Annotated in this window: 12 protein-coding genes; 4 read left to right on the top strand and 8 right to left on the bottom strand. The window is 74.0% G+C overall.

The annotated features are described in order from the left end of the window. Positions 1-162 precede the first annotated feature (162 nt). From OU787_RS16740 to OU787_RS16725, 4 genes are all read left to right on the top strand, one after another. Positions 163-1,230, top strand: a complete 1,068-nt coding sequence (locus OU787_RS16740) for a ParB/Srx family N-terminal domain-containing protein (protein WP_030459536.1) — start codon at positions 163-165, stop codon at positions 1,228-1,230. Between the two features lie 130 nt (positions 1,231-1,360). Continuing rightward, positions 1,361-1,828, top strand: a complete 468-nt coding sequence (locus tag OU787_RS16735; protein ID WP_063759594.1) for a hypothetical protein — start codon at positions 1,361-1,363, stop codon at positions 1,826-1,828. A gap of 97 nt (positions 1,829-1,925) precedes the next feature. After that, positions 1,926-2,885 (top strand): hypothetical protein, encoded by a 960-nt coding sequence (locus OU787_RS16730; RefSeq protein WP_030459538.1) that lies wholly within the window; start codon positions 1,926-1,928, stop codon positions 2,883-2,885. A gap of 195 nt (positions 2,886-3,080) precedes the next feature. Next, positions 3,081-3,893 carry an HAD family hydrolase gene (locus OU787_RS16725; protein WP_030459539.1) on the top strand — a complete coding sequence of 271 codons (813 nt, stop codon included), beginning with the start codon at positions 3,081-3,083 and terminating at the stop codon, positions 3,891-3,893. Here OU787_RS16725 and OU787_RS16720 read toward each other — a convergent pair. From OU787_RS16720 to OU787_RS16685, 8 genes are all read right to left on the bottom strand, one after another. Continuing rightward, complete coding sequence (locus tag OU787_RS16720) at positions 3,874-4,752, bottom strand: DUF72 domain-containing protein (RefSeq protein ID WP_268659818.1); 879 nt, start codon at positions 4,750-4,752, stop codon at positions 3,874-3,876. The two genes, OU787_RS16725 and OU787_RS16720, sit on opposite strands and share 20 nt — an antisense overlap. 50 nt (positions 4,753-4,802) lie before the next feature. Continuing rightward, entirely contained in the window at positions 4,803-6,593 is a 1,791-nt protein-coding gene (locus tag OU787_RS16715) for a sensor histidine kinase (RefSeq protein ID WP_081966857.1), read from the bottom strand. A gap of 227 nt (positions 6,594-6,820) precedes the next feature. After that, positions 6,821-10,336: a thiol reductant ABC exporter subunit CydD gene (gene cydD / locus OU787_RS16710; RefSeq protein WP_030459543.1), complete on the bottom strand. Its 3,516-nt coding sequence runs from the start codon at positions 10,334-10,336 to the stop codon at positions 6,821-6,823. Between the two features lie 34 nt (positions 10,337-10,370). Then, positions 10,371-11,375: a cytochrome d ubiquinol oxidase subunit II gene (gene cydB, locus OU787_RS16705; RefSeq protein ID WP_030459544.1), complete on the bottom strand. Its 1,005-nt coding sequence runs from the start codon at positions 11,373-11,375 to the stop codon at positions 10,371-10,373. 11 nt (positions 11,376-11,386) lie between these two features. Then, positions 11,387-12,928 carry a cytochrome ubiquinol oxidase subunit I gene (locus tag OU787_RS16700; RefSeq protein ID WP_030459545.1) on the bottom strand — a complete coding sequence of 514 codons (1,542 nt, stop codon included), beginning with the start codon at positions 12,926-12,928 and terminating at the stop codon, positions 11,387-11,389. Between the two features lie 282 nt (positions 12,929-13,210). Beyond that, positions 13,211-14,674, bottom strand: a complete 1,464-nt coding sequence (locus OU787_RS16695; protein ID WP_030459546.1) for a sensor histidine kinase — start codon at positions 14,672-14,674, stop codon at positions 13,211-13,213. A gap of 1 nt (position 14,675) precedes the next feature. Then, on the bottom strand, positions 14,676-15,437 hold the full coding sequence (locus tag OU787_RS16690; protein WP_304414207.1) for a response regulator transcription factor: 762 nt from the start codon (positions 15,435-15,437) through the stop codon (positions 14,676-14,678). A gap of 117 nt (positions 15,438-15,554) precedes the next feature. Further along, positions 15,555-16,823, bottom strand: coding sequence for an RNA-guided endonuclease InsQ/TnpB family protein (locus OU787_RS16685; RefSeq protein ID WP_268659817.1), 1,269 nt, complete (start codon positions 16,821-16,823; stop codon positions 15,555-15,557). Positions 16,824-17,012: the final 189 nt, after the last annotated feature.

The following is a 17,012-nucleotide window of genomic DNA, read 5'->3' as shown; positions in this document are numbered from 1 at the left end:
GCCGCGGTACGACCGCGGCCCTTCCGCGTACCGGCGCCCGGACCGGCCGGGGGCGGGCGGATCGTCCGGGCGCGTTCTCCGGGAGTCCACGCCGCCGATCCCGGGTGTTGGCCGGCCGCTGGCACGCTCGCGGACCACAACAAGCCGTTCGCAGGGAGTGTCATGCGATTCCGAGTCCCGTCCGCCGCGCCGCTGCTGGCGGTCGGCGCGGCCCTGGCCACCGTTGCCGCCACCGCCCCGACCGCGTTCGCCGCGCCCGGTGCGCCGGGTGAGCGGCCGTCGTTCTGCGGCCACGACAACCGCAGGACGCCGTTCGCCCCGTACCTGTGCGCCCAGCCGGGCCAGCTGCTGGACGTCCGGATCGGCGACGTGCACCCGACCCAGCCGTCGCTCGGCTACGACGAGGTGTACTACAAGCTCGGCCGGTACACGCTGGGCAAGGACGCGGTCAACAAGAAGTTCAGCGACTGGTGCGAGGCCGACGGCCGGATCGAGGCGGTCGCGGTGCAGCCGAACGCCCGCCTGGACGACCCGTCCTCGTTCACCTGCACGCTGCCGGTGGGCGGCGAGACCGCGGACAGCACCGCCGCGATGAAGACCGTGGTGATCGGCCCCGGCGGCGAGCCGTTCCTGACGGACGGCCACCACACCCTGACCTCGTTCTACGAGACTCCGGACGGCGGCGCTGACCTGCACGTGCGGCTGCGGGTGCTGGCCAACCTGAGCACCCTGACCCAGAAGGACTTCTGGGCGCGGATGCAGGCCAACAAGTGGGTGTACCTGAGCGACCCCGAGGGCCGCCCGGTCAAGACCAACAAGCTGCCGACCTCGGTCGGACTGGCGAACTTCCAGGACGACAAGTACCGCAGCCTGCTCTACTTCGGCCGCGACATCGGCTACACCCAGAACTCGGTGCCGTTCCAGGAGTTCTACTGGGGCAGCTGGATCCGCGACGCCGCCCCGGTCGACCTGACCGCCTGGAACCGGAACGACCTGGCCGGTTACCTGGCCGCGGTCAAGGGCACCACCGAGGCGATGGTCGCGCTGCCGAAGACCGCCCCCGTGAACAACGGCTTCACCGCCGCGGACCTGGGCGCGCTGGACCAGTGGAACGCCGGGAAGGCCGCTACCAAGGGCGAGTTCGACAAGCTGAGCAAGCCGTACACGGACGCCAAGCCGGGCAAGCTGGCCTACGCGCTGGAGTACAAGAAGGTCAACGGCCTCGGCTGAGACGGCAGTTGACGGCCCGGCGGACCCCCGTCCCGAGCGGGGGCCACCGGGCCGTCGGCTTTCGGCCGGGGTGCCGACCGCCGCCCGTGGCCACGCCTGTTCGATACCGGGCGGGGGTATGCTGAGCGGGATGACGGAACGGACGGGACGGGCTACGGGCCCGGCAGCGGCCGGGCGGACGGCCGCCCGGTGGGCGGTGCTGTGCGCACTGCTGCTCGGGCTGTTCCTGATGCACGGCAGCCCGGCGAGCGCCACCGGCTGCCACCCGGCGTCCGCGTCCTCGTCGCCGCCCGCTCCCGTGTCCCCGTTGCCGTCGCCGTCCGCGCCTGCGTCACACGCGGCGACCGGGCACACCCGGCCCGGGGAGGACCGGCCGAGCGCCAACCCGGCGATGGGGCACGGGAGTTCGGTGGCCGCATGCGTCTCCACCCAGGCCCGTGACCGGGTGCCGGTGCCCGCGCCGGGCGCGGCCCTGCCGCCGCACCCGCCGCTGCTGCCGCTCACCGGACCCGGTCCGGCCGGGGTGGAGCGGGGCGGGCGGGCGCCGCCGGACGGCGGGCGGGAGTTGCTGATCCGGGTCTGCGTCGCCCGCAGGTGAGGGCGCCACCCGGCCGGTTCCGCGCAGGCGGACGGCCGGGCGCCGCGTCCTGTCCGCGACCGCGCATCCGCGCGCGCCCCCATGGAGCGAACCCCCGATGACCCGTACCACCCCCACCCGCCGCATCCTGCTCGCCGCCGCCGCGGCCACCGTCCTCGCGCTGGGCCTGACCGCCTGCGGCAGCGACGGCACGGGCGGCATGGGAGGCATGGACCACGCCGCCTCCCCGTCCGCCACCGCCCCCGCCACCGGCTCCGCGGCCGGGCACGACATGGCCGGGATGAACCACGGCCCGGACGGCGGCACGAGCGGCATGGACGGCATGAGCGGCATGCCCGGCACCGGCGGAGCGGCCGCCGACGGCCTGGCCGCCGAGCAGGGCGGCTACCGGCTGGATGGCGCGCTGTCCGGCGGCGAGTACCGGTTCACCGTGACCGGCCCGGACGGCAAGGCGCTGACCTCGTACCGGCCGGAGCAGACCAAGGAGATGCACTTCTACGCGATCCGCTCCGACCTGTCCGGCTTCCGGCACCTGCACCCGGTGATGTCCCCGGACGGCACCTGGACCGCCCCGCTGGCCGACCTGCAGCCCGGCGACTGGCGGATGTACGCCTCGTTCGTGCCGGGCGCGGGCAGCGGCGCCGGCACCGGCCTGGTGCTCAGCCGCACCGCGGCGGTGCCCGGGCAGGCCGCGCCGGTGCCGCTGCCGGCCGCCGCCGCGAGCACCACCGCGGACGGCTACACGGTGACCGTGGCGGGCGCCCCGAAGGCCGGGGCGGCCGGGGAGCTGACCGTGACCGTCAGCAAGGACGGGCAGCCGGTCACCGACCTGCAGCCGTACCTGGAGACGTACGCGCACCTGACCGCCTTCCACGCCGGCGACCAGGCGTTCGCGCACCTGCACCCGGAGGCGAAGGCCGCCGAGGGCACGGGCGGCGGGCCGACCCTGGCGTTCCACGCCGAGCTGCCGAAGGCCGGCGACTGGCGGCTGTTCCTGCAGTTCCAGACCGGCGGCACGCTGCACACCGCGGCGCTCACCCTGAACGTCGCGGCCTGACCCGCCCGCCGAACCGCACCCGCGTCCGGACCCGCCCACACCGGGCGGGTCCGGCTGCACCCCCGGCCTCCCCTCGGCCTCCCCCCCGGCCTCCCCCGGCCTCCCCGCGCGCTCGCCCGGCACTCGCCCCGCGCTCCGGTGCTTCCCCGCCGACGGGCGGGTCCGGTTGCCGGACGAGTGCGCGAAGATGGACGGATGACCGCCTCCCCGCGCCCCCGCCTGATCGCCACCGACCTCGACGGCACCCTGCTGTGCTCCGGCGGCACGGTGACCGCCCGGACGGCCGCCGCGCTGGCCGCCGCCGAGGCCGCCGGGGTGCAGGTGGTGTTCGTCACCGGGCGGCCGCCGCGCTGGATGCAGCACCTCGGCCCGCACATCGGCGGCCACGGCGTGGCGATCTGCTCCAACGGCGGCGCGGTGGTCGACGTCCGGCGCGGCGAGCTGCTGGAGACCCACCCGCTCGACCCGGCCGGGACGCTCACCGTGGTGGACCTGCTGCGGGCCGAACTGCCCGGCACCGCCTTCGCGTTCGAGTTCCCCGGCGGCTTCGCCCGGGAGCCGGAGTACAACGTGGCGATGTGGGAGTCCGACAAGGAGCACCCGGTCGGCACCGCCGCCGAGCTGTTCGCCGACGGGCGGGTCGACGGCCTGTTCAAGCTGCTCGGCAAGCACCCCGACCTCGGCCCGGACGCGTTCCTGGACCGGGCCCGGGCGGCGGTCGGCCCGCTCGCCGAGGTCACCCGCTCCAGCCCGATACCGCTGATCGAGATCAGCGCCCCCGGCGTCACCAAGGCCAGCAGCCTGGCCCGCTGGTGCGCCCAGCAGGGCATCGGCGCCGACGAGGTGGTCGCCTTCGGCGACATGCCCAACGACCTGGAGATGCTCGCCTGGGCCGGCCGCTCCTACGCCGTCGCCAACGCCCACCCGCTGGTGCTGGCCGCAGTCGCCCACCACACCGTCAGCAACGAGCAGGACGGCGTCGCCGCGGTCATCGAGACCCTGCTCTGACCAGCCCCGGGACGGGCTCCAGCAGGCCGGTCATCGTCTCGGCGGCCCGGACCGCGGCGTCGCCGCAGCAGTTGTTGAACAGGACGTGGACCTCCCGGGCCCGGTCGGCCATCGCCTGGATCCGCTCCACCCAGGGGGCGAGTTCCGCGGGGGTGTAGTCGTGGCGGAAGCGGTCCTCCTTCGAGCCGGTGCCCCAGGCGGGGTTGCGGCCGTGGAGGCGGACCACCGCGAGGCGCGGGGAGGTGACCGGGGCGACCGGCGGCATCGAGGTGGGCAGGCCCTGCGCGGTGTCCACGGCCACCGCGGCCGCGTCCAGCTCGGCCAACAGGGCGCGGGTGTCGGCGGCGAGGTCGTCCCGCCACCAGTCGGGGTGGCGGAACTCCACCGCCAGCGGCCAGCCCGCGGTGCGCTCCCGGCAGGCCCGCAGCACCGCCCGGGCGGGGGCGCCCGGGGCCAGTCGCGGCGGGAACTGGAAGAGCAGGGTGCCGAGGCGGCCGGCCGCGCGCAGGGGTTCGAGGGCGCCGCTGAACCGGGCCCACGCCTCGTCCAGCAGCCCGGGGTCGTCCCGGCGGGCCGTCCGCAGGTCGGCGGGGAGCGCGGCGGTCCGGGTGGGGTGGCCGGTGAGCAGCGAGAACGCCTTCACGTCGAAGCGGAACCCGGCGGGCGTGCGCTCGGCCCACCGGGTGCTGTTGCGGGTGCTGGGCAGCGCGTAGTACGTGGCGTCGACCTCGACGACCGGGAACCTCGACGCGTAGTGGCGCAGCCGGCCCTCGGCGTCCCGGTGGCCGGCCGGGTACCAGCCGCCGGCCAGCAGTTCCTTGTCCGTCCACGAGCACGCGCCGACCCTGATCTCTCCCATGCGAGCGCGCCTTCCCCGCCCGGGCCCGGCGTAACGGCCGGGCGCCGTCGTCAGAGCCGGGCGGTCCAGCGGACCCGGGTGCCCTTGCCGTGCGGGCCGGCCTCGTGCCAGGCGTCGCCGCCGAGGGCCTCGGCGCGCCGGGTGAGGTTGCGCAGGCCGGAGCGGCGGCCGCCGTCGGGGATGCCGACGCCGTCGTCGGTGACGGTGAGCAGGACGCCGGGCGGGCCGGTGCGGGTGGGGGACGGGGAGAGCGGGCGGCCGTCCTCGCCGAGGTGGACGGTGGCGTCGATTTCGACGGCGACCCGGGAGGCGCGGGCGTGCCGGGCCGTATTGGAGAGCATCTCGCGCAGCGCGGCCAGCAGTTGGCGGGAGGTCTTCTCGCCGACCAGGCTCTCCACCGGGCCGGTGAAGGTGACGGCGGGCTTGAAGCCGAGCGCCGCCGCGGCCTGGCTGCCCTCGCGCAGCACCCGGGTGCGCAGGGTGTCCGGCCGGTCGTCGGTGTCGCCGTGCTGGAGGGCGTAGATGGTGGTGCGGACCTCCTGGATGGTGGCGTCCAGTTCGTCGACGGCCTGGCCGATCCGCTCCTGCACCTCGGGGACGACGGCCCGGCGGGCGGCGGACTCCAGCATCATGCCGGTGGCGAACAGCCGCTGGATGACCAGGTCGTGCAGGTCGCGGGCGATCCGGTCGCGGTCCTGGAAGACCGCCAGCCGCTGCTGGTTGCGCTGGTACTCGGCCAGCCGCAGGGCGAGCGCGGCCTGCGAGGCGAAGGTCTGGGAGAGCTGGCGTTCGGTGTCGGTGAACGGCACCGTCCCGGCCTCGCGCCACACGCACAGCGCGCCCAGCACCCGGCCCGCGGAGACCATCGGCACCGCCATCGACGGCCCGAACTCCCGTGCCAGCCGGTCGAACTGGGCGTCGGAGGCGGTCTCGGGCGCGGTCGCCAGGTCGTCCAGGTAGACCGCCTCGCCGACCAACAGGCGGGGTGCGAAGCCGTGCTCGGGCAGCAGTTCGCCGGTCAGGTGGTCGGCCCGTTCGCCGGAGGCGTGCGCCACCCGCATCCGGTCCTCGCCGGCCGGCAGCAGGATCATCCCCAGCGCGCCCCCGGCGAGTTCGCGGACCTGCTCGGCGGCCACCGTCAGCGCGATCTGCGCCTCGTCGGTGGACAGCAGCGAGGTGGTGACCGCGGCGGCGCCGGTGATCCAGCGCTCGCGGCGGCGGCCCTGCTCGTACAGCCGGGAGTTCTCGATCGCCACGCCGGCCGCCGCGCCCAGCGCCAGCACCACCTGCTCGTCCTCGGGCGTGAACGAGCCGCCGCCCTTCTTCCCGGTCAGGTACAGGTTGCCGAACACCTCGCCGCGGACCCGGATCGGCACCCCCAGGAAGGACACCATCGGCGGGTGGTGCGGCGGGAAGCCGACCGAGCGCGGGTCGGTGGACAGGTCGGTCAGCCGCAGCGGCCGCGGGTCGTCGATCAGCGCGCCGAGGATGCCCCGGCCGGTCGGCAGGTGGCCGATCTCGGCGGCGGTCGCGTCGTCGATGCCGATGTGGATGAAGTCCGACAGGCCGCTGCCGTTCGGGTTCACCACGCCCATCGCCGCGTAGTCGGCGTCCACCAGTTCGGCGGCGCCGGCCGCGATCCGCTGCAGCGTGGCGTGCGGGTCCAGGCCTGCGCCGACCGACACCACCGCCTCCAGCAGTCGCTGCATCCGGTCGGTCACCGCGGCGGCCGACTGGAGTCGCTCGGAGACCTCGGTGACCAGGGTGTCCAGCCCGAGCGAGGAGATCTCGGGGATGCGCGGCCGGCCGCCCGTGGCGGTCGGCTCCTCCGGCGTCTGCATGCCACCAGTGTGCCTGTCTGTCACGGTTTGCCCGCTTTCTCCGGACGGCGACACTCGACGCGGGGCACCGCGTTCCGGCCCGGCCCCGGCTCGGAGCACCGCGTTCCGGCCCGGGGCAGCGCGCTCCGGCCCGGGGCACCGCGTTCCGGCCCGGCCCCGGCTCGGAGCACCGCGTTCCGGCCCGGGGCAGCGCGCTCCGGCCCGGGGCACCGCGCTCCGGTTCGGGCTCAGGCGCGGGCCGGGGCCCGCTCCCCCGCGCGCTCCCGTTCCAGCAGCGCGGCCAGCCGTCCGTCCGGCCGGTCGGCCAGCTCGGACCAGCGGCCGCGTTCGACCACCCGGCCGGCGTCCAGCACCAGCACCTCGTCCACGCTGTCGTCGTCCAGGCCCGCCAGCCGGTGGGTGATCAGCAGGGTGGCGCGGTCCGCGGTGGCGGCCAGCAGGTCGGCGGTCAGGGCGTCCGCGGTGGCCGTGTCCAGGTGTTCGGCGGGCTCGTCCAGGATCAGCACCGGGAAGTCCGCGAGCAGCGCCCGGGCCAGCGCCAGGCGCTGGCGCTGGCCGCCCGACAGCCGGGCGCCGTGCTCGCCGACCATGGTGTCCAGGCCCTCCGGCAGGCCGTCCGCCCACTCCAGCAGCCGGGCCCGGTCCAGCGCCGCCCGCAGTGCGGCCTCGTCGGCGTCCGGCCGGGCCAGCCGCAGGTTCTCCCGCACCGAGCTGTCGAAGACGTGCGCGTCCTGCGCGCACAGCCCGACCACCCGGCGGACGTCCTCGCCCGCCAGCTCCCGGGTGTCGGTGCGGCCCGCCAGCAGCACCGCCCCGGCCGAGGGCTCGACGAAGCGCAGCAGGGCCTGCGCCAGCGTGGTCTTGCCCGAACCGGACGCCCCGACCACCGCGATCCGCCGCCCGGCCGCCAGCTCCAGGCCGACGCCGTGCAGCGCGTCGCGCTCCGCGCCCGGCCAGCGCACCGTCAGGTCGCGCACCAGCACCGGCAGCCGGACCTCCGGCAGCGGCCGCGGCGCGTCCGGTTCGCGGACCGGGAGCGGCGCCGCCAGCACCTGGTCCAGCCGCTCCCGGGAGGCCCGGGCCCGCTCCCGGTGGCGCACCGCGGTCGGCATCCCCGCCACCGCCTCGAACGCGGCCAGCGGCGTCAGCACCACCACCGCCAGGCACACCCCGGGCAGCGACCCCGACGCCACCGCGCGCACCCCGACCGCCGCGGCGGCGACCACCGTCAGCCCCGAGACCAGCGCCACCAGCCCCGCCGAGAGGCCGCTCGCTGCGGCCGAACGGGCCGCCAGCCGGGTCAGCGCCCGGTCCGCGTCCCGGGCGGCGCCCAGGCGGCGCGGCAGCGCGCCCGCGACGGTCAGTTCGGCGGTGCCGGTCAGGGTGTCCAGCACGGCGCTCGCCAGGTCGCCGCGGGCGGGCGCGTGCCGGCGCTCGGTCCGGCCGGAGATCCACCGCTCCAGCGCCGGGACGGCGGCGCCCGCCAGCAGCAGCCCGAGCGCCAGCACCAGGCCGGCCAGTGGCAGGAACGCGGCCAGCGCCGCCGAGGCCCCCAGCGAGACCAGCACGGCGACGGCGGCGGGCAGCCGCCAGCGCAGGTGGAAGTCCTGCACCGCGTCCACGTCCGCGACCAGCCGGGACAGCAGGTCGCCGCGCCGGAACTGCGGCAGCCCGGCCGGGGCCAGCCGCTCCAGCCGCCGGTACACGGCCGTCCGCACCCCGCCCAGCGCCCTCAGCACCGCGTCGTGCGCCACCAGCCGCTCCGCGTACCGGAACACGCTCCGCCCGATCCCGAACGCCCGCACCGAGGTCACCGCGACCATCAGGTACAGCACCGGCGGCATCTGCGAGGCCCGCGAGATCAGCCACCCGGACGTCCCCATCAGCGCGACGGCGCAGCCCAGCGCGAGGGCGCCGAGCAGGACGGCGAGCCAGAACCGGGGGACCCGGGTGGCGGCGGTCAGGGGCGCGGGGAACTGCGCGGGGCGGGAGGCGGCGGCCGCCGGGTCGGGCTCCGACGCAGCCTCCGTCCCACGGTCCGCGCCCTGCCGGGCGGCCCCTTCGAGCGGCAGGTCACTCCCGTGCCGGGTCCGGAGGACTTCGCCTCCCGCTTCGCGCAGTTCCCCGCGCCCCTGGTTCTCCGCACCCGGCAGGTGGACGTGGTGGTCGGCGAGGGCGGTGAGGGCGGGGCGGTGGGTGATGAGCAGGACGGTGCGGTCGAGGGTGCGGAGGGTGTCGAGGAGGGCGGCCTCGGTGACGGGGTCGAGGTGGGCGGTGGGTTCGTCGAGGATCAGGACGGGGCGGTCGGCGAGCAGGGCGCGGGCCAGGGCGAGGCGCTGGCGCTGGCCGGCGGAGAGACCGTGGCCGTTCTCGGCGAGGAGGGTGTCGGGGGTGGTGAAGTCGACGTGGGCGGCGGCGAGGGCGGCGGCGAGCCGGTCCTCGCTCGCGTCGGGGCGGGCGAGCCGGACGTTCTCGGCGACGGTGCCAGCGAACAGTTGGGGGTGCTGCGGGACCCAGGCGACCTGGGCGTGCCAGCTCGCCGGGTCGGTGTCGGCGAGGTCCTGCCCGCCGAGCAGGACGCGTCCGCCGTCGGGGCGGGTGAAGCCGAGCAGGACGCTGACCAGGGTGGTCTTGCCGGCGCCGCTGGGACCGGTGAGGACGGTGGTGCGGCCGGCCGGGACGGTCATCGAGAACCCGGACAGCGTGTCGCCGGCCCGGCCGGGGTGGCGCACCGTCAGGTCCTCGACCCGCAGGTCGGTGCCGGTGGGGGCGGGCCGGGTGCCGCCGGCGGGCAGCGGGGTCTCCAGGACTTCGAAGATCTTCCCGGCGGCGGCCAGGCCCTCGGCGCTGGAGTGGTAGAGGGCGCCGACCTGGCGGATCGGCAGGTAGACCTCGGGGGCGAGGACGAGGACGAGGAGGCCGGTCTCCAGGTCGAGGGTGCCGTTCACCAGCCGGAAGCCGATCGAGACGGCGACCAGGGCGACCGAGAGGGTGGAGAGCAGTTCCAGGGCGAAGGAGGAGACGAAGGCGAGGCGCAGGGTGCGCAGGGTGGCGCGCCGGTAGTCCTCGGTGATCCGGCCGATCGCGGCGGCCTGGGCGCGGGCCCGGCCGAAGACCTTGAGGGTGGGCAGTCCGGCGACCACGTCGAGGAAGTGGTGGGAGAGCCGGGCGAGTCCGGCGAACTGGCGGTCGGTGCGGGCCTGGGTGGCGTAGCCGATCAGGACCATGAAGAGCGGGATCAGCGGCAGGGTGACGCAGACGATCGCGGCGGACTCCCAGTCGGCGCCGAGGATCCGGGCCAGCACGACCAGCGGGACGACCACGGCGAGGGCCAGTTGCGGGAGGTAGCGGGCGAAGTAGTCGTCGAGGGCGTCGACGCCGCGGGTGGCGAGGGTGGCGAGGTCGCCGGTGCGGCGGCCGGTGAGGTGGGCGGGGCCGAGGGCGGTGGCGTGGTCGAGCAGGCGGCGGCGCAGGGTGGACTTGACGGCGGCGACCGAGCGGTGGGCGGTGAGTTCGGTGAGCCAGGCGACCAGGGCCCGGCCGAGGGTGACGGCGGCCAGGCCGAGCAGTTGCCCCCACAGCCCGGACCGGCCGTCCTGGAAGGCGCCGACCACCAGCGAGGCGATCAGTCCGGCCTGGGCCACCAGCAGGGCCGCGCCCGCCCCGCCGAGGAGGACGGATCCGGCGAGGAAGGCGCGGGTGGTGCGGGCGTGCGCCAGCAGCCGGGGGTCGATCGGGCGCATCCGCTGCTGGCGGTCCATCAGGTGTGCTCCTGGGTCAGTGGTGCGCGGCGGGGATGTGCTGGACGCCGATCCGGCGGCGGAACACCCAGTACGTCCAGCCCTGGTAGAGCAGCACGAGCGGGGTGAAGACGAGGGCGACGACCGTCATCACCTTGAGCGTGTAGGGCGAGGACGAGGCGTTGGTGACGGTCAGCGACCAGTCCGGGTTCAGCGTGGAGGGCATCACGTCGGGGAACAGCGACAGGAAGAGCATCCCGACGGCGGCGACGATGGTCAGGCCGCTGAGCGCGAACGCCCAGCCCTCGCGGGCCAGCCGGTTGGCGCCGAGCGCGCCGAGCAGGGCGAGGACGGCGACGACCAGCGCGGCCAGGCTCCAGCCGTTGCCGGAGTGGGCCTGCGTCCAGACCAGGAAGACCAGGGCGAGCACCGCGGTGGCCAGGCCGAGCGCGGTGGCCTGGGCACGGGCCCGGACCCGGATCTCGCCGCTGGTCTTGAGTGAGGCGAACACCGCGCCGTGGAAGGTGAACAGCACCAGGGTGGTGAGTCCGCCGAGCAGCGCGTACGGGTTGAGCAGGTCCCAGAGGGTGCCGACGTAGTTCTTGTCCCGGTCGATGTCGACGCCGTGCACGATGTTGGCGAAGGCGACGCCCCACAGGAAGGCGGGCAGCAGCGAGGTCCAGAAGATCGCCAGTTCCCAGTTGCGCTGCCAGCGTTCGCCGCTGCGCTGGTGCCGGTACTCGAAGGAGACGCCGCGGACGATCAGGCAGACCAGGATCAGCAGCAGCGGGACGAAGAAGCCGCTGAACAGGGTGGCGTACCAGTCGGGGAAGGCCGCGAAGGTGGCGCCGCCCGCGGTCAGCAGCCAGACCTCGTTGCCGTCCCAGACCGGGCCGATGGTGTTGATCAGGACGCGGCGTTCGGCGGTGTTCCGGGCCAGCAGCCGGGTGAGGACGCCGATGCCGAAGTCGAAGCCCTCCAGGAAGAAGTAGCCGATCCACAGGACGGCGATCAGGACGAACCAGAGGTCGTGCAGGTGCATGTGATCCGTCCTCAGTACGCGAAGGCGAGGGGCTGGTCGGCGTCCTCGTCGTCGGAGGGTCCGCGCAGGGTCGGGTCCTTGGCGGGCGGCTTCTCGGAGGTGTCGGGCCCGGCGGCGGCGTACTTGGCGAGCAGCCTGACCTCGATGACGGCGAGGATCGCGTAGAGCACGGTCAGCGTGGTCAGGCCGACCACCTGGGTGCCGACGGTGACGTTGGGGGAGACCGCGTCGCGGGTGCGCATCAGGCCGAACACCACCCAGGGCTGGCGGCCCATCTCGGTGAAGATCCAGCCGAAGCTGTTGGCGAGCAGCGGGAAGCCCATGGTGAGGATGCCGATCCGCCAGCTCCACCGGGTGAAGAAGACGTTCATCTCGCGGTTCCTGGTGAGCATCAGCTTCGGCGGCTCGTCCTCGGCGGTGCGGTGCTCGGGAGCGAGCCAGAACCTGCGGCGGGTGGTCCACAGGCCGATCAGCGCGGCGACGAAGGACGTCATGCCGAAGCCGATCATCAGCCGGAATCCCCAGTAGGTGACGAAGATGTTGGGGATGTAGTCGTCCGGCTGCCCGCCGTACTTGGCGGCCTCGGCGGCGGCGGTGTCGTTGATGCCTGGCACCGAGGACGAGAAGTCGTTGTGGGCGAGGAAGGACAGTATCCCGGGGATCTCCAGCTCGACCGAGTTGTGGCCCTTGGACACGTCGCCGACCGCGAAGACCGAGAACGGGGCGGGCGCCTGGGTGTCCCACAGGGCCTCGGCGGCGGCCATCTTCATCGGCTGCTGCTCGAACATCACCTTGCCGAGGGTGTCGCCGCTGATCGCCACCCCGAGGCCGGCGACCACGGCGATGGTCAGGCCGACCCGCAGCGAGGTGCGCATCGCGGCGGTCTTCCGGCCGTCGGTCTGCTTGCCGCGCTTGGCCCGCCACAGGTGGTAGCTGGCGATGCCGACCACGAAGGCGGCGCCGGTGAGGAAGGCGGCGGTGAGGGTGTGGAAGACCTGCACCACGGTGGTGTTCTGGGTCAGCACCCGGACGATGTCGGTGAGCTGGGCCTTGCCGGTGGCCGGGTCGATCTTGTAGCCGACCGGGTGCTGCATCCAGGAGTTGGCGGCCAGGATGAAGTAGGCGGAGAGGGCGGTGCCGATCGCCACCAGCCAGATGCAGGCCAGGTGGATCTTCTTCGGGAGCCGGTCCCAGCCGAAGATCCACAGGCCGATGAAGGTGGACTCGAAGAAGAAGGCGATCAGCGCCTCCATCGCCAGCGGGGCGCCGAACACGTCGCCGACGAAGCGGGAGTAGTCGGACCAGTTCATGCCGAACTGGAACTCCTGGACGATGCCGGTGACCACGCCCATGGCGATGTTGATCAGGAAGAGCTTCCCCCAGAACTTGGTGGCGTGGAAGTACTTCTCCTTGCCCGTGCGCACCCAGGCGGTCTGCAGTCCGGCCACGATCGAGGCCAGGCTGATGGTGAGGGGCACGAAGAGGAAGTGGTAGACGGTGGTGATGCCGAACTGCCATCGCGAGATGGTCTCGTGAGCGACTGCTAGGTCCACTGCGCCCTCTCTCACAGGTTTCGCACATAACGGACGGAACGCATATGTAGCACTCAGGTGCGCCATACCCACCCAAGCTTGTCCGCTTGTGAACGTGAACACGTTCACAAGGGAAGTATCCATGATGCTTATCGGTGCGGATGCACGGGGGTGGGGTGTTCTCGGACACGCCGATGATCCGACGTCCGGCCGACCCCCCACAAGCGGCACCGGGGCAGCCCGGCTGTACCGAACGGCGCTTGACACCGCCCGCCCTGACCCGGCGTCAGACCGGTGCGGGCCTCAGCGCTGCAGCGGCAGCGAGAGCCGGAACACCGCGCCCTCGCCCGGCGCGGTGCGCAGCGACAGCTCCCCGTCGTGCGCCGAGACCAGGGCGCTGGCGATGGCCAGGCCCAGGCCCGACCCCCCGGCCTGGCCGGGCAGCCGGGTGCGCGCGGCGTCCGCCCGGTAGAAGCGCTCGAAGACCAGGGCGGCCTGCTCCTCCGTCAGCCCCGGCCCCTGGTCGGCGACCTCCAGCAGGCAGCCGCCGGACGCCCGGCCCACGCCGATCCGCACCGCGGTGCCGGACGGGGTGTGCTTGACCGCGTTGCCCACCAGGTTGGTCACCACCTGGCGCAGCCGGGCCTCGTCGCCCAGCACCGGCGCGGCCTGCGGGGAGCCCAGGCCGTTCGGGCCGGTCAGCGCGACCGGGCGGCCCGGGTCCAGCGCGGTCAGGTCGTGCAGGGCGTCGGCGGCCAGCGTGCGCAGGTCCATCGGGGCCAGGTTGAGCGGGCGCTCCTCGTCGAGCCGGGCCAGCATCAGCAGGTCCTCGACCAGCGCGCCCAGGCGCACCGCCTCCGACTCGATCCGGTCCATCGCCCGGTCCACGTCCTGCAGCGCGCCCATCCGGTGCAGCTCGGCGAAGCCCCGGATGCCCGCCAGCGGGGTGCGCAGCTCGTGCGAGGCGTCCGCGACGAAGCGGCGCATCCGCTGCTCGGAGGCGGCCCGGGCGGCGAACGCCGTCTCGATGTGGGTGAGCATCCCGTTCAGCGCGGCGGACAGCCGGCCCGCCTCGGTGCGCACCGGCAGCTCCGGCATCCGGTACGACAGGTCGCCGTCGGCGATCCGCTGGGCGCCCGCCTCCAGCTGGCGCAGCGGCCGCAGCCCGGCCCGCACCGCGAGCGCGCCGAGGCCCGCGATGCCGACCAGCACCGCGCCGCCGATGGTCAGGAAGGTGGTGCGCAGGTGCGAGATGGTGGACTCGACGTCCGCCAGCGGCACCGCGACCTGCACGTACCGGGGCACCGTGAGGTCGCCGCCCGCGGTGGCGCGCTGCAGCGGCAGCACCATCGAGCGCCACTCGCCGGCCTTCGGCCCCGAGGCGGTGAACGGGTCGTCCAGCCGCTCGGTCAGGCCCTTGCGGTCCAGCGCGGGCAGCTGCGGGGCCGGGTCGGAGTCGCTCAGCGGCTGCCGGATCACCGACAGCACCGAGCCGTCCTCGGCCAGGTAGCGCACCACGTACTCGCTGGGCAGGCTCTGCCCGGAGCGGCGGCCGACGTTCTGCGCGCTGAACACCGAGCTGGTGGTCTGCCGGGTCGGCGGGCGGCGGGAGAGCGGTTCGGCGAACCGGTCGAGCTGCTCGTCGGCCCGGTCCACCAGCTGGCCGCGGACGGTGCCCAGCACCAGGGTGTCGCTCACCACCAGCCCGGTGGTGACCAGCAGCAGCGCGAGCACCAGCAGGCGCACCCGCAGCGAGAAGCGGGCCATCTCAGCTGTTCGGCGGGCGGCGCAGCGCGTAGCCGATGCCGCGCACCGTGTGGATCAGCTTGGGGCCGTGCACGGGGCCGGAGTCGAGCTTGCGGCGCAGGTAGGAGATGTACGACTCGACGATGGAGAGGTCGCCGCCGAAGTCGTACGCCCACACGTGGTCGAGGATCTGCGCCTTGGAGACCACCCGGCCGACGTTGGCCATCAGGTAGTGCAGCAGCTTGAACTCGGTGGGGGAGAGCGAGACCGGGAGGCCGCCGCGGGTGACCTCGTGCGCGGTCGGGTCCAGGGTGAGGTCGGCCACCACCAGGCGGCCGTCGTCGGCCGGGCCGCCGGCCCGGCGCAGGATCGCCCGGATCCGGGCGATCAGCTCCTCCAGGCTGAACGGCTTGGTGACGTAGTCGTCGGCGCCGACCGCCAGGCCCTGCACCTTGTCGCCGGTGCCGTCCTTGGCGGTCAGGAACAGCACCGGGACGTGCTCGGGGCTCTGCGGCCACTGGGTCTGGTCGCGCAGCCGCTGCACCACGGTGAAGCCGTCCAGGTCGGGCAGCATGACGTCCAGCACGACCAGGTCGGGCCGCTCGGCGGCGACCGCGTCCAGCGCCTCCTGGCCGGTGGCGGCGGAGGCCACCCGGAAGCCGGAGAACCGCAGGCTGGCCGAGAGCAGCTCGCGGATGTTCGGTTCGTCGTCCACCACCAGCAGGAACGGCTCGCCGCCGACCTGGGTGGTCGCGGCCGGGTTCGACTGCACTGCGCCTGACACGATTGCTCCGCCTCCCGGCCGGACGAATGGGCCACCCCGGACACCACGGGGCCTGTCCGCGATGCCCGCCGGGCTGACCCGACCGGACACCGTCAGACAGACCCTAGCCCGACCAGACTACGCAAAGTGAATGAAGATTGGATTATTGACGTCCACCGGGCCCCGGAGGACCTGGATTCCTGCCACGGCCGTCCGGCCGTCTCGGTGGGTTCCTGCTTCACCGCACTGTGCGGGCACGGATGCCCGTCTTACCCGTGCTCCACAGGCGTTCGGCCTGTCCGCCCGTCCGGCGGCCAGGATGTTGCGGGCTGCGTTGATGTCGCGGTCGTGGACGCTCCCGCAGTTTCCGCAGGTCCACCCCCGGACCGACAGGGGCTTGGGACCGTCCTTGACGCCGCAGGCCGAGCAGACCTGGGAGGTGGGTTCGAAGCGTCCGATCCGGCCGAAGGTGCGGCCGTGCCTGCGGGCCTTGTACTCCAGCATCGAGACGAACTGCGACCACCCGGCGTCGTGCACGGACTTGGCGAGCCGGGTCCGTCCGAGGCCGGACACCGCGAGGTCCTCCACGTACACCGCTTGGTTCTCGCGGATAATCTTCGTGGATTCCTTGTGGTGCCAGTCCCGGCGGCGGTCCGCCACCCTGGCGTGCTGACGCGCCGCCTTCCTACGGGCCTTCGCCCGGTTCTTCGATCCCTCCTCGCAGCGGGCGAGGGACTTCTGCAGGCGCTTGAGCTTCTTCTCCGCCCGGCGCAGGAACCTCGGCGAGTCGACCTTGCGGCCGTCGGAGAGCACCGCGAAGTGGGCGAGTCCGAGGTCGATGCCGGTCTCGGTGTCCAGCTCGGACAGGATCTTCGGATCGGTGTCCACGACGAAGGAGGCCCAGTACCGGTCGGCGGCGTCCTTGGTGACGGTGACTGACGTCGGGACGGTCGGGAGCGGCCTGGACCAGCGCACATCCAGGTCACCGACCTTGGCCACGTACAGGCGTCCGGACTCGCGCAGGCAGAAGCCGTTGGCGGTGAGCCGAATCGACTGCCGGCTGTCCCGCTTGGACTTGAAGCACGGCGGCGCGACCTTCGGGCCCTTGCGCTTGCCGGTGACGGAGGAGAAGAAGTTCCGGTACGCGGTGTGCAGGTCCCGGAGGGACTGCACCAGCACCACCGAGGACACCTCGCCGAGCCAGGCGCGTTCGTCGGTGCGCTTGGCGGCGGTGATGACCCGCTTCTGAAGATCGGTGTCCTTGATGTACGGCAGATCCGCCTCGTGCGCCTCCCGGCGGGCGCGGAGGCCGTCGTTGAAGACCACGCGGGCACACCCGAACGCCCGGGCCAGCGCACGGCGCTGAGGGGCATCCGGGTGGACCCGGTAGTTGTAGCGGAGCCGCACGCGGGGCAACCTATCGCTCGGCTACGGCTCCTGACGGCGAACACCGGCCTGGCCGGCATGCGGTTTCGGCAATGCACGTTCGCTTGGACCTCATGACGGAATACCGGCGCGGTGTGTTCGACGACGAGATCGTGACTTCACCGACCGCGTGAACCGGCCACCGCGCCCGGCCGCTTCTGGCCCCCCGTC

Source organism: Kitasatospora sp. YST-16, assembly GCF_026802215.1.
GTDB classification, from domain to species: Bacteria; Actinomycetota; Actinomycetes; order Streptomycetales; family Streptomycetaceae; genus Kitasatospora; species Kitasatospora cineracea.
Note: the sequence above shows the minus strand (reverse complement) of the source record. Positions and strands in the feature narration are given on the sequence as shown.